This window comes from Haloplanus sp. HW8-1 (assembly GCF_023703795.1).
GTDB lineage: Archaea > Halobacteriota > Halobacteria > Halobacteriales > Haloferacaceae > Haloplanus > Haloplanus pelagicus.
On sequence record NZ_CP098518.1, the window covers coordinates 2011467 to 2024258 of the forward strand.

The following is a 12792-nucleotide window of genomic DNA, read 5'->3' on the forward strand; positions in this document are numbered from 1 at the left end:
CCTGATCGGCAATGATAATAATAGTTCATTAATAATAACGCGATTCTATATGATAGAACGTCATACTTCGTGACGTCGCTCGGGTTCGAACGGATCGAGTCCTCGGTGCGGTGCGACCGCCACCGGTCGGGCGCCGAGTTGCCCGAGTGTGTTCGCCGCGGACTCCCGGCGCGCGGGCCGAGTCCCCCGCCGGGCCCATCCCCTCGATGGCCGGTCGGCGACCATCGGAACGCCGGGAGACCGCCGGCCTCGTATCCGATCAGCCTCCCGCCCCGCTGCCGATTCACGAATCGGTTCCCCTTCGTGTGAGAAAATTATTTATATTAGTGTAATTAAGGAGTTCTCGTATGACCCCTGATAACGGCGCACATAAGGGTCGGCGTAGCGTGCTCAAACTGACCGGTGCAGCGCTTGCCAGTTCGGCGCTTGCGGGCTGTTCCAGCCAAGGCGGATCGGACGAGGAGACGCCGACGTCGAGTGACTCGACGCCGACGTCGAGCGGTGGTGGTGATGGCGGTATGGAGGACACCGCCACGGCGACGGAAGCCCCACCATCCTACGATGCACAGGTTCCGGAGGCTCACATCGAGATGGGAACCATTCCCCACCTGGCCGCGGTCCGGGAGATGATGCCGGATAACACGAACGGCCGGATGACGGGCTCGGTCCGACGGTTCGAGAACGTCCGTCTCATCATCACGGCACTGAACGCGGGGAGCGTCGACACGTACACGAACGCGCCCGCGAACCTGTACTTCTCACAGGCCGCCGGCAACGACTACCGCATCGTCGGGCCCAAAGTGATGGGAACGGACTACTACATCGTCGGGCACTCGGAGGAGGCAACGTCGCTGAGTGCATTCACCGAACGTCCGGACGAACTGACGTTCGCGATCAACCAGCCCGGGAACATCGACCACCTGCAGGTCGTCGGCGTGTACGACCAGGAGGGACTGGACTTCACCCAGGCGTCGACTGTCAACGTCGGCGGGTCGAGCGCCCGGATCAGCGCGTTCCTCTCCGGGCGTGCCCAGGGATTCACCTGCCACATCGAGCAGTTCGAGCGGCTCCAGTCTCAGGGCGAACCCGTCGAGCTTCTGGCGCGCGTCTCGGAGTACTTCCCGCAGTTCGTCCAGTCGTGTCTCGCCGTCCCTGCGGCGTCCCTCGAGGATCCGGAATTCGAGGCCTTCGTCCAAGAGTACGTCACGGCCGTCATGCAGGCCAACCAGCGCGCGATGAACGACTTCGACTGGGTCTTCGAGAACCTCCAGGCCTACCAGGCACAGCCGCTCGACCGCGACGAGGCTCGCGGCGCGTACGACGTCCTGGCCGGGGAGATGGAGGCCTGGGCGACCGAGTTCCCGAGCGAACCGTTCCAGTCGGTGTACGACATGCTCCGGAACAGCGGTCAGCTCGAACGCGAACTCGACATCGATTCGATCATCGAGCCCCAGTACGCCGAGCAGGCGATGTCCGAGCTGTGAGACGGCGGACTCGCGTGCGTGGACGACCCCACGCACCGCTGCCCGCCCCGGTTCGGTCGAATCGGCGTGGAAACCCAGCGACGTCGGCTGCCTAGCCACAGGAACTCCGTTATATTTTGACACACATGGGAACTAACGTACAAAATAGGACTACGATCGAGCAGTTAACCGAGCGCATACCGACGGGACGGGTGTTGTCGGCGCTCTCCGTGATCGCCGGCCTGCTGCTCTGGCAGGCCATCGGGTCAGGGATCATCTCACTCCCGATCACCTTCGCCCCGCCGACCGAAGTGGTCGTCGAGTGGGTCGAAATCGTCGCCGACGGCACGTTGCTGGGGGCGATGTTCAACAGTCTCCAGCACATGCTCGCCGGCTACGTGATCGCCGCACTGATCGCGATTCCACTCGGCTTCTTCATGGCGCGGTCACAGATCATCGAGTGGGCGATGAACCCGTTCATCGACGCGGGCTACTCGACGCCGGCGATCGCGTACATCCCCCTGATCATCGTCTGGTTCGGTCTGCATTTCGAGGCGCGCGTGTTCATGGTCTTCACCATGTGCTTTTTCGAGATGCTGATCAACACCCACCAGGGGATCAGCTCGATCGCCGAGGACTACGTCGACGTGGCCAGCTCCTTCGACGCCTCCTGGATGGAACTCCAGCGGAAGGTCCTGCTGCCGGCGTCGCTGCCGCACATCTTCGCCGGCCTCCGCCTCGGCGCCGGCCGCGCCGTCCGCGCGATGATCGTGGCGGAACTGTTCCTCGCCATCGTCAACCTCGGTGCGCTGCTCGAGGCTGCCGGTCGGACCTACGAGACTGACCAGATGATCGCGGTCATCATCTCCATCACCATCGTCGGCGTGCTGTTCCAGCAGTTCGTCGTCTACGCCGAACACAAGGTGATCCCCTGGCACTTCACCGGGGAGGAGGGCCACTGATGGCGGTCAGGGACATCCCCGCCTTCGGTGGCTGGTTCGGCACGCTCAGCCGCCGGCAGAAGAAATCGATCGTCCAGATCACCGCGGTCCTGGCCGTCCTCCTCCTCTGGGAGGCGGTCGGTCAGGCGCTCGGTGCGAACCTCTTCGCACCGTTCACCGAGGTGGTCGCCTCGTACATCGACCTGTTCCAGCGCGGCGCGATGGTCGATAGACTGATCAAGAGCGTCACCGAGATGTTCATGGGCTTCGGCCTCGCCGTCGCCTTCGCGGTGCCGGTCGGCCTGCTCATGGGCCGGAGCAGGAGGTTCGACAGCATCATGACGCCGTGGGTGAGCGCGTTCTTCGCCACCTCGACGTCCGCGCTGCTCCCGCTGTTGATCGTCGTCCTCGGCATCGACCTGCCGTTCCGGATCACGATCATCTGGCTCGCCTGCGTCTGGCACATCCTGTTGAACCTCTATCACGGTGCGCGCGGGGTCAATCAGGAACTCATCGACGTGGGGCAGTCCTTCGACGCCTCGTCGCTGAAGATCTTCAAGGACATCACCCTGCCGGCCGTCATTCCGTTCCTCGTCGCCGGCCTCCGGATGGGGCTCACGCGGGCGATTCGCGGGTTCATCCTCGCGGAGACGTACATCCGGACCGGCTACGGCGGGTTCATCATGGACGTCGGGAACCAGTCCATCTCGACGGCCCCCGTCCTGGCGCTGATCATCAACATCATGCTGCTCGGGTACGTCACGCGGCGACTGCTCGATATGGCCCAGGAATGGCTGGCGCCGTGGGCCAGCGACATGGACACCGCGCTCTAACGCCGGTCGCGTTCTTTTTTTCGGTCGATCGACGACGAGTGACGGCGAGGGGACGAGCCGTCGGCTTCAGACGCTCCACGATCGGACCGGAATCACGCAAAAGGAGTCGGACCGTCCGGCGCCGTTACTGGACCGTCGCGGGTTGTTCGGTGTCCTCGAACAGGAGGTCCCAGATGTGTTCGCGGAGTTCGCCGAACTTCGGCTCTGCCTTGAGATCCCGGCCGAAGCGCGGGCGGTCGAACGGGACGTCGATGATCTCGTGGATCCGTCCGGGGCGGTCGGTCAGGACCACGACGCGATCGGAGAGGAAGATGGCCTCCTCGATGTCGTGGGTGACGAACACGCTCGTCTTCTGGTTCTCCGACCAGATCTTCAGCAGTTCCGTCTGCATGAGCTCGCGGGTCTGTGCGTCGAGCGCGCCGAAGGGTTCGTCCATCAGCAGGATCTCCGGGTCGATGGCGAGCGCGCGGGCCAGTCCGACCCGCTGTTGCATCCCGCCGGACAACTCCTTCGGGTAGGAGTCGCCGAAGTCCTGCAGTCCGACCAGGTCGATGTACTTCTGGGCTTCCTGCTTCCGTTCCTTTTTGCTCACGCCCGCCACCTCGAGCCCGAACTCGATGTTCTTTCGGACCGTCCGCCACGGGAACAGGTTGAACGACTGAAACACCATGCCACGGTCCTGCCCCGATCCACTCACTTCGGTGCCGTCGATGGCGACGGTGCCCGACGTCGGTTCGAGCAACCCGTCTATGATCCGGAGCAGCGTACTCTTCCCACACCCGGACGGGCCGAGGACACTGACGAACTCGGAGTCGTCGACGGTGAGCGAGACGTCGTCAAGCGCAGTCACGGCACTCTCTCCCGTTCCATACACCTTGCTGATATTCTGGAGCTCCAGTCGCGCCATGCATTAATACTGTAATGGTATACCTTATCAATCTTGCTACGTGGTCGCACTGGATCGCCGCGAAACCGACGGGTCGCCGTCCTCGAGATCGACGACTCTGAGAGAAATCTTTTTATTACTCCTTCGTACATTCGTATCCGCACATGCGAAAAATACGCTTCCGCGACCCTGCTGGCTCCGTCCGAACCGGCGAACTGACCGACGGCGAGGTATCGTTCGGCGGGCGATCGTACGATATCGACGAAGTCGACGTCCTGCCGCCGACCGATCCGTCGAAGATCGTGTGTGTCGGTCTCAACTACTCCGACCACGCCGAGGAGACCGGGTCCGAGGTCCCCGACCGGCCGCTGCTGTTCCTGAAAACACCGAACACGGTGTCCTCCCACGGCGCCACCGTCGAACTTCCACGCGAGAAAGACCGGATCGACCACGAGGCGGAGTTGGGCGTGGTGATCGGTGAGCAGTGCCGGAACGTCCAGCCCGAGGACGCGGCGGACGTGATTGCGGGGTATACGTGTGTCAACGACCTCTCGAACCGGGAGGACCAGCGCCAGGAGCAAAACTGGGTGCGGGGGAAGGCCTTCGACAACGCTGCGCCGATGGGCCCCGTGATGGCCACCCCCGACGAGGTTCCTGACGACGCGTCGATCGAACTTCGACTGAACGGGGAGACACAGCAGTCGTCCTCGCTCGACAACCTCATCTTCCCGGTCGACGAACTGATCGCGGAGATCACGACGCTCATGACGCTCGAACCCGGCGACGTCATCGCGACGGGGACGCCGGCCGGCGTCGGGCCGCTCTCCGACGGCGACGTCGTCGAGGTCGAGATCGAAGGCATCGGGACGCTCGAACACGACGTCACCGCCAGCGATTTCACGGGGACCGTCGACCACGACTTCATGCCGGACTTCTGACGCCGGCCGCGAACGATCCACTCCCGTTCTTTTTTGCCCACTGCCACGCCGACGAGAGGGGGCCCGGGACTGCTCAGAACAGGTCCGATTCGAGGACGAACAGTCCGCGGTTGGGGTCGGTACAGTAGATGTATCCGCGCGAGTCGACGGCGACGTCCTCGACCTGGGTGCCGAGTTCGTTACGCGGGCGCGGTCCGTACCGGTGTTCCGGCGGTTCGGGAACGTAGTGACCGGCCTCGAACGGGGCGGTCGGGTTCGAGATGTCGAAGACCCGGATCCCGGCGTTGAAATACGCCATCACGAGATACTCGTCGGAGTGGAACCGGGTGTCCTCGCCGCGGGGGTGGTGCTGGTTGTGCGGCCCGAACCGACCGGGTTTGTCGAAGTAGTCGTCGTACTCGACGTTGTCCGAGGGCGTCGGGACCGGCATCGAACCGATGACCCGCGGGCCGTGGTGGGTGACGTTCTCGAAGCCGGGATCGATCTCCTCGGAGACGTCGACGAGGAAGGTGTAGCCGAGCGGATCGCCGTTCTCGTGATCCCGGGGCCGTCCCTCGAGGATGGCCTCGCTGTTGACTGCCGCGAGGTCGGTTCCCGGGATCGGAATGAACGAGTGGACGCCGTTGTAGCCCCCGAGGGCGTTCCCGAAGCCGACCTCGTACAACTGCGTCGGATTCTCGATGTCGGAGATGTCGAGCGCGATCATGCCGACGCGGCCGTAGCTGAGATACGCACGGTCGTCCATCGCGTAGGCCGGTCCGTGGAAGTAGCGGTTGTACAGATCCCCCTGGGGCGTATCTTCATCCGGCTCCTGTCCGGGATACATGTACGTCGATACCTCCGTCGGATCGCTCGGATCGGAGATGTCGACGATTCGGAGGTGGAAGTTCTTGACCGGCTTCGTGGAGCGGTCGTCGATGGTCGGCTCGAACCCCTCCGGGCTGGCGCACATGAAGACGTAGTCGCCGCCGTTGTAGAAGTTCCGATGGGTTCCACGACCGCCGGTCTCGTACTGTCCGAGCAGTTCGGGGTCGGTCGGATCCGCTTCGAGATCCCAGATGGACGCGCCGGCCTCGTAGGGTTCGTTCCAGTCGGTCGCTTCACCGCGCTCGGGATCGGCCGTCGATGGCCGTTCCAATCCCGTGATCATCTTCCCGTCGGCGACCTGGATCTGCTTCGTCGTCGTGTTGTCCGGTCCCTCGACGAACCGCACGGTCTCCGGGTCCGTCGGGTCGGTGACGTCGACGATCGACCAGCCACGGTGCCACATCGAGCCGAGGTAGACGTACCATCGCCCGCCGACCTCGTCGATCGCGATTTTGAATCCCGGTTTGTCGTTCAGGTCGGTATAGCCGACGAGCGAGACGTTTCGCTGTTCGGTGGCTTCTGGTGCCATTGTCGACACATCCACCGCGGGGATAATAATGCTTCCCCACGGGCGTCGTCGGACGACGGCGCCCGGCTACCACTGCCAGGGGCCTTTCGGCCGGTCGACGATCCGAAACTCCCGGTCGATGTTTTCGATCGTCTCGATGTCCTCGGGGGTCAACTCGAGATCGCGTGCGCGGAAGTTCTCGACGAGGTGGTCCCCGCGTCCCTTCGGGATCGGGACCACGTTGTCCTTGCTCATGAGCCACGCCAGACTCACCTGTGCCGGCGTGGCGTCGTGTTTCGCGGCGATCTCGGTGAGTTCCGGGACCCTGCCGAGATCGCCGCGGAGGAGCGGGGAGTACGCGACGAGATACATGTCGTTGGCCTGTGCGTACTCGGCGAGTTCCGCCTGCTGGAGCAGGGGATGCATCTCCACCTGGTTCGCGAAGATCGGTGCTTCGACGCGGTCGTCGATCTCCTCGATGAGTTCGACCGAGAAGTTGGCCACGCCGAAGTGCCGAAACGCGCCGTCGTCGAACAGTTCGTTGAACGCCGGGATCGTCTCTTCGGGATCGTAACGATCCGTTTCCCCCGAGCTGGCCGGCCAGTGGATGTAGAGCAGGTCCACCGTGTCGAGACCGAGCCGTTCGAGGCTTCGGTCGGCCGTCTCGAGGACGTCGTCGTACCCCAGGTTCGACTCGGCGATCTTCGTCGCGACGAACAGGTCGTCACGAGGGACCGCCGCTCGGTCGAGTCCGTCCCCGACCAGCGATTCGTTGTCGTACTTCTGTGCGGTGTCGATGTGTCGATAGCCCACCTCGACCGCACGGGCGACGGTCCGGGCGCACTGATCCGCGTCGATGTTCCGGAGCGTCCCCAGTCCGGGGGTTGGTAGCTCTTCGGCTGGCATGACGCGGGTAGCAACACGCCCGATCGTGTTAATTGTTTTCGTGGCACGACCGACGTCACCGTGTGTTCGACCCGCGTCGCCGCCAGACACGGTCAGTCGTCCCACGCCGGTGCACCTATGAACGACTGACAAGATTAAAATACGGGTACTGCGAAAATGGCGATAGACCTGATAGCCAGATATGATCGATCCGAAGATAGCGGCTACTGCGAGCCAGCGAAGCGTCCACGTTACCGATCACGATTGCGCTCCACGGTGGACGGGAACGGCCGTCCGAGCAGGCGCGTCGCCGACCGGAGACGTCCGACGGACGTGGACCGCCGGGAGCCCCCTGACCGCGTCGGCTGTCGACGTGTCACCGTCTCCTCCGTTCCCCCAGTCGCGTGTCGCAATCGACACGCTGCGTGGAGATACGTCGTGAGTCGACATCGATGGACTGTGGGCGCCATCGGCCCGTCCCTCGCCCAGTCACGGGTCCGATGTCGGCTGCGGTGTCCCCGGGTCCCCCTAACAACCGATCAACCGAACGAACGTATGACTCAGGCACACGTATCATGACAGACTCTGCCACAGCGCCGGACTTCGACTACAGCGCAGAAGCGCGCGAACTGCTCGGGTTCTCGCGGTGGTGGCTGATCGTTGCTGCCGGAGTGATGATGGGGATGGTGAGTCCCTACCAGTACGTGTGGTCCTCGATCGAGGGACCACTCGCGACGAGTCTCGGAATCCCGTTACCCGCCCTCGGGCTGGTGTTCACCCTCTTCGTGGTGTTTCAGGCGGGGTCCCAGTTTCCGGCGGGCTGGTGGCGTGACCGGTACGGTCCCCGACGACTGACTCTGCTGGCCAGCGTACTCGTCGGCGGCGGCTACGTCGGTCTCGCGTACGCCACGGAAGTTTGGCAACTCTACGTGCTGTACTCCGCCGGAGCGGTCGGCGTCGGCATCGTCTATACGATTGCGGTAAACACCGCGATCAAGTGGTTTCCGGACCGTCGAGGACTAACCACGGGCGTCGGGACGATGGCGTTCGCCGCGGGCAGCGCGCTTTTCATTCCGTACGTCCGGGCGAACGCGACGCCTGCCGGCTACGCCGACGTCCTTCAGACCATGGGGATCCTCATGGGCGCGTGTATCTTCGTGGGGGCACTCGTCCTCCAGGATCCACCGCAAGGGTGGCACACGGAAGTGGACACGACCTCTACCGGCACTGACTCCGACACCGGGACTGGGACTGGGACCGGAACGGGGGCCGAGCCGGAGGCTAAAGAGCCCGACGGCGGCGTGACACACTCGACGTCCACCTTCACCTCGAAGGAGATGATCTCGACGTGGCAGTTCTGGGCGATGTATGCGATGTTTATCGGCGTGAGCGGAGCGGGGCTCATGCTGACGGCGAAGATCGTCTCGTTCGCCCAGAACTTCGAGATGGCGACCTCCGTGGCCACCGCGTCCGCGACCGTGTTACCGATCGCGGGCGGCGTCGGCCGTCTCGTCATCGGCGACCTCTCCGACCGGATCAACCGCGAGCGAGCGATGGCCGTCTCGTTCGTGTTGCTCGGTCTCTTTCTGTATCTCGTCGTCACCTTCGCGCGTCTCGATATGAACCTCGCGTTCATCGCCGCGGTGTTCCTGGCGACGTTCTTCTGGAGCCCACAGTACACCCTGTTCCCGAGCGTCGTCGGGGATTACTACGGCGAGCGCCACTCCTCCGCGAACTACGCGTTGCTCTACTCGGGAAAGATCTGGGGCGGCGTGTTCGGCGGGGTCATCACGGCCTGGCTCGTCACCCAACTGGACTGGACGCTCACCTTCGTCCTCGGCGGTACGATCGCACTGCTGTCCGGCATCGTCGCCCTCGTCCTCCGACCGCCCAAATCCGGGCCGTAGACGCTCGAAGAGGGTGCCGAACACAGCCGTCTCCCCCTCTCGGATCCGCGTCTCACGTTTCGGCCGCCACCTCTCGTAGTCCCCCGGCGATGGACCCCCGTGTCACGAGGATACGACTCCTCGACTCCGGCATGTTCGGATTTCCGCAAGGGGCAGTTATAATTGTGTAACTCGTCTCCGCTGGAATATGGCGGATCAGCACGAAACCGTGTTCACTGGCTACACCGGGCGGATGTCGCTCATCCTTTCGTTCGGCTGGCTGGTCGCACTCCTCGGCAGAGGTGTCCTCTCACCGCTCCTTCCCGAGATCATCGACTCGCTCGCGATCTCCTCGTTTCAGGCCGGCCTCGTCCTCTCCGTGATGATGGCGTTGCACTCCCTCATCCAGTATCCGGCGGGTGCGTTCTCCGATCACCTCTCCCGGACGACCGTTCTCTCCGTGAGCCTCGGGGTCTTGACCCTCGGCTTCGGCCTGTTCGCGTTGTCGAACACGTACTGGACGTTCTTCCTCGGCGGCGCGTTCGTCGGTCTCGGGACCGGACTCTACTACACGCCACAGCGGTCGATGCTCTCGGACCTGTTCGTCGAGCGGCGCGGTCGGGCGTTCGGCGTCAACTTCGCGGCGGGTGCGTTCGGCAGCGCCCTCTCCGCTGGACTGGCCGTCGTCGTCCTCGGCACGTGGGCTTGGCAACGGTCGTTCCTGCCGCTCGTCGTCCTCTCTTTCGTCGTACTCCTCCTCTTGCATACCGTCAGCCGTGAGTCGTACGTCCTGGGTTGGGTGAAGCCCGACGTTGGTGGTACGGCCGGTCGCATCCTGCGGTCGCGGGAGATCAGGGGACTCATCCTCGCCTACGCGCTGTTCTCGTTCACCTGGCAAGGGGTGGTCGGCTTCCTGCCGACGTATCTCCAGGCGACGAAATCGCTGTCACCGACGGTCGCGAGCGCTGGGTTCGCACTCCTGTTCGTCGTGGCGATGGTCGTGATGCCCGTCGCCGGCAACCTGAGCGACTCGTTCCCCCGGCCGACGGTCGCGATCGTCGCCCTCGGCTGTGCCGTACTCGGTCTCGCGGCACTCCTCGCCGTCTCCGCCGTGCCGCTCGTGCTCGTAACGATCGTCGTGTTCTCGGTCGGGGTCCGCGCGTATCCGCCCGTGATGCAGGCCCACCTGATGGATCTCGTTCCCGACGAGAACACGGGCGGGGACTTCGGCGCGATCAAGACCGTCTACACGCTCATCGGCAGCGTCGGCCCCCTGTACGTCGGCTACGTCTCCGACGTGGCGTCGTATACGATCGCCTTCGCCGGACTCGGCGTCAGCCTGCTGGCGAGCATCGTCATCAGTGCCTGGCTGACGCGGTAGTTCCCCGCACGCCGGAGACGATTCGTCGCCGTCAGCCGTCGGACGCCCGGAGGAGGTCACTGAAGCCGATCGCCGCGACGATCACGGAGCTGCCCGCGAAGAAGATGGCGATCAGCAGAAAGGAGAGTCCGATCGACATCGTGTCTATCACGAAGCCGAGTATCACCGGGCTGATGAATCCGCCGAGGGAGCCACCGGAGAAGACGAACCCGAAGCTGCGACCCGAAGACGCCGGCGGGGCGTAGGTACTCACGAGCCGGTCGCGTGCCGGGCGCATCACCCCACTGAACGCGCCGATGACCGCGAACGTTCCGAGGGCGACGACCGTCACGGGGGAAAGCATCCGCGTGGATAGCACGGCCGTCGTCGCGCCGGCGAGCAACAGCGCGACGACGATGACCCAGTGAACGTCGTACCGGTCGGTGATGAACCCGCCGGCGAGGACGCCGACCGCACTGAACGCGAAAAACGTCGTTAGCGCGTAGTTACCGACCGATTCGGGGAGCCCGTACCCCGTGACCAGAAAGACGGTGGTGAAACTCTGAATGCCCGTCCCCGCCATGAACAGGAGCATGAAAAAGAGAAACAGGGCCACGAGCGTCGGCGAGAGCAGCTCCCGAAGCTCCGAGACGAGCCCCGCAGACGACTGATCCGCGGTTCCATCGAGATGGTCGAGATAGACCCGGCCCATGGTGACGAACGCGAAGGCCGCGTAGAGTAGCCCGACGCCTCCGGTAACGAGGAGGGCCGTCCGCCACCCTGCGGCGACTCCGATTCCGCCGACGACGAGCGGCGCGGCGGCGAACCCCGCGTATCCACCGAAGGTGTGGACACTGAAGCCCTTGCCCTCGTTTTCGGCGTCGACGACGGCGGAGAGCAACGCGTAATCGCTCGGGTGGAAACACGACTGCCCGACCCCCGCGACGAACGCGGCTGCCAACAGCGCCAGATAGCCGGGGGACAGACCGGCGAGGAGTGTCGCCGCACTCGTGATCCCGACCCCACTGACGAACACGCGCTGTGCCCCGATGCGGTCGACGAGCTGCCCGACGGGCAACTGTAACACCATGATGGGGAACATCATTACCGAGACGATCAGACCGAGTTCGGTGTTCGAGAGGCCCAACTCGTCACGGAGGAGCGGAAACAGGGGTGGGAACGCGAGGAGATAGAAGTGCGAAAGCAGATGACCGCCGCTGACGGCGCCGACGATGAACCGCTGATCGTTACGAACCGTTGGGAGCGGGAATCCCACGTTTCAGACACCCGCACCGACGTCGCGTGGGCGTGTCGGGCGAACTGCCGAACCGGAGCCCGTCCCTGCGATCATCTCAGTCGAATCGAACGTGGGTGCGGAGCGTTCCGACACCCTCGACCTCGACCTCGACGACGTCGCCGTCGGAGAGCGGCCCGACACCGGCCGGCGTCCCCGTCGCGATGACGTCGCCGGGTTCGAGCGTCATGAGCGTCGTGATCTCCGCGATCAGGTCCGGAATCGGGAAGATCAGGTCGGCGGTCGTCGCGTTCTGCTTGACCTCGCCGTCGTGATGGAGCGTGACTTCGGGATGCTCCGGAACCTCGTCGGGGGTGGCCATCACGGGGCCCATCGGCGCGGCGTTGTCGAAGGCCTTCCCCCGCACCCAGTTTTGCTCCTGGCGCTGGTCCTCCCGGTTCGAGAGGTCGTTGACACACGTATACCCCGCAATCACGTCCGCCGCGTCCTCGGGCTGGACGTTCCGGCACTGCTCACCGATCACCACGCCCACCTCCGCCTCGTACTCGATCCGGCCCCTGTCGGACGGGAGCGTGACCGTATCGCCGTGACCCGAGAGCGCGTTCGGTGGCTTCAAAAAGAGGAGCGGCCGATCGGGGATGTCGGCGTTCCGCTCGTCCGCGTGGGGAGCGTAGTTCCGGCCGATACAGACGATCTTCGAGGGTTCGACCGGCGGGAGCACGTCGACCTCGTCGTGGTCGTACGATCGCCCGCCGAACGCGATACCGTCGTCGGTCCACTCGCCAGTGCGTATGGAACCCGCCGGGTCGACGAATCGAGTTACCTTCATGCGTCCTTCTCGTATGAAATCCTCTAATAAATAGGTTCTTCATGACGTACGATCGGTCGGCGATGGGCGAAACGATCTCCGCCCGATGCGAACCGCGTGTAATGGTAACACATATTACTGTCACCGACGATACAAGGGACG

General features: G+C 64.1%; 11 protein-coding genes. 6 read left to right on the forward strand and 5 right to left on the reverse strand.

Translation table 11 applies throughout. From position 1 onward, the window contains the following. Positions 1–347 precede the first annotated feature (347 nt). The 3 genes from NBT82_RS10725 to NBT82_RS10735 all read left to right on the forward strand — a co-directional run bounded on the left by NBT82_RS10725 (position 348) and on the right by NBT82_RS10735 (position 3237). Positions 348–1484 (forward strand): ABC transporter substrate-binding protein, encoded by a 1137-nt coding sequence (locus NBT82_RS10725; RefSeq protein ID WP_251328112.1) that lies wholly within the window; start codon positions 348–350, stop codon positions 1482–1484. A gap of 194 nt (positions 1485–1678) precedes the next feature. After that, on the forward strand, positions 1679–2425 hold the full coding sequence (locus NBT82_RS10730) for an ABC transporter permease (protein ID WP_251328113.1): 747 nt from the start codon (positions 1679–1681) through the stop codon (positions 2423–2425). Beyond that, the gene (locus NBT82_RS10735) at positions 2425–3237 is read left to right on the forward strand and encodes an ABC transporter permease (protein ID WP_251328114.1); all 813 of its coding nucleotides are present in this window, start codon (positions 2425–2427) and stop codon (positions 3235–3237) included. Before NBT82_RS10730 ends, NBT82_RS10735 begins: the two co-directional genes overlap by 1 nt. Before the next feature lie 124 nt (positions 3238–3361). On the opposite strand, the gene NBT82_RS10740 is transcribed toward NBT82_RS10735, so the two are convergent. Continuing rightward, positions 3362–4144: an ABC transporter ATP-binding protein gene (locus NBT82_RS10740; protein WP_251328115.1), complete on the reverse strand. Its 783-nt coding sequence runs from the start codon at positions 4142–4144 to the stop codon at positions 3362–3364. Positions 4145–4287: 143 nt separating this feature from the next. Between NBT82_RS10740 and NBT82_RS10745 the strand changes: the two genes are divergently transcribed. After that, positions 4288–5061: a fumarylacetoacetate hydrolase family protein gene (locus NBT82_RS10745; RefSeq protein ID WP_251328116.1), complete on the forward strand. Its 774-nt coding sequence runs from the start codon at positions 4288–4290 to the stop codon at positions 5059–5061. Positions 5062–5134: 73 nt separating this feature from the next. Here the strand turns inward: NBT82_RS10745 and NBT82_RS10750 are convergent, their stop codons facing one another. After that, positions 5135–6457 carry an LVIVD repeat-containing protein gene (locus tag NBT82_RS10750; protein WP_251328117.1) on the reverse strand — a complete coding sequence of 441 codons (1323 nt, stop codon included), beginning with the start codon at positions 6455–6457 and terminating at the stop codon, positions 5135–5137. A gap of 66 nt (positions 6458–6523) precedes the next feature. Next, the gene (locus NBT82_RS10755) at positions 6524–7342 is read right to left on the reverse strand and encodes an aldo/keto reductase (protein ID WP_251328118.1); all 819 of its coding nucleotides are present in this window, start codon (positions 7340–7342) and stop codon (positions 6524–6526) included. A 554-nt stretch (positions 7343–7896) separates the two neighbouring features. On the opposite strand from NBT82_RS10755, the gene NBT82_RS10760 reads away from it, so the two are divergent. Then, positions 7897–9228 carry an OFA family MFS transporter gene (locus NBT82_RS10760; RefSeq protein ID WP_251328119.1) on the forward strand — a complete coding sequence of 444 codons (1332 nt, stop codon included), beginning with the start codon at positions 7897–7899 and terminating at the stop codon, positions 9226–9228. Between the two features lie 187 nt (positions 9229–9415). Continuing rightward, the gene (locus tag NBT82_RS10765; RefSeq protein WP_251328120.1) at positions 9416–10588 is read left to right on the forward strand and encodes an MFS transporter; all 1173 of its coding nucleotides are present in this window, start codon (positions 9416–9418) and stop codon (positions 10586–10588) included. A 31-nt stretch (positions 10589–10619) separates the two neighbouring features. On the opposite strand, the gene NBT82_RS10770 is transcribed toward NBT82_RS10765, so the two are convergent. Both NBT82_RS10770 and NBT82_RS10775 read right to left on the reverse strand, forming a co-directional pair. Next, a complete protein-coding gene (locus NBT82_RS10770) occupies positions 10620–11843 on the reverse strand; it encodes an MFS transporter (RefSeq protein WP_251328121.1) in 1224 nt (407 codons plus the stop codon). Positions 11844–11919: 76 nt separating this feature from the next. Beyond that, entirely contained in the window at positions 11920–12651 is a 732-nt protein-coding gene (locus tag NBT82_RS10775; protein WP_251328122.1) for a fumarylacetoacetate hydrolase family protein, read from the reverse strand. Positions 12652–12792: the final 141 nt, after the last annotated feature.

Bases quoted from the DNA above. Each gene is read 5' to 3' on its own strand.
- NBT82_RS10725 (WP_251328112.1), top strand. From the start codon at position 348: ATGACCCCTGATAACGGCGCACATAAGGGTCGGCGTAGCGTGCTCAAA.
- NBT82_RS10740 (WP_251328115.1), bottom strand. From the start codon at position 4,144: ATGGCGCGACTGGAGCTCCAGAATATCAGCAAGGTGTATGGAACGGGA.
- NBT82_RS10750 (WP_251328117.1), bottom strand. From the start codon at position 6,457: ATGGCACCAGAAGCCACCGAACAGCGAAACGTCTCGCTCGTCGGCTAT.
- NBT82_RS10755 (WP_251328118.1), bottom strand. From the start codon at position 7,342: ATGCCAGCCGAAGAGCTACCAACCCCCGGACTGGGGACGCTCCGGAAC.
- NBT82_RS10735 (WP_251328114.1), top strand. From the start codon at position 2,425: ATGGCGGTCAGGGACATCCCCGCCTTCGGTGGCTGGTTCGGCACGCTC.
- NBT82_RS10745 (WP_251328116.1), top strand. From the start codon at position 4,288: ATGCGAAAAATACGCTTCCGCGACCCTGCTGGCTCCGTCCGAACCGGC.
- NBT82_RS10760 (WP_251328119.1), top strand. From the start codon at position 7,897: ATGACAGACTCTGCCACAGCGCCGGACTTCGACTACAGCGCAGAAGCG.
- NBT82_RS10775 (WP_251328122.1), bottom strand. From the start codon at position 12,651: ATGAAGGTAACTCGATTCGTCGACCCGGCGGGTTCCATACGCACTGGC.
- NBT82_RS10765 (WP_251328120.1), top strand. From the start codon at position 9,416: ATGGCGGATCAGCACGAAACCGTGTTCACTGGCTACACCGGGCGGATG.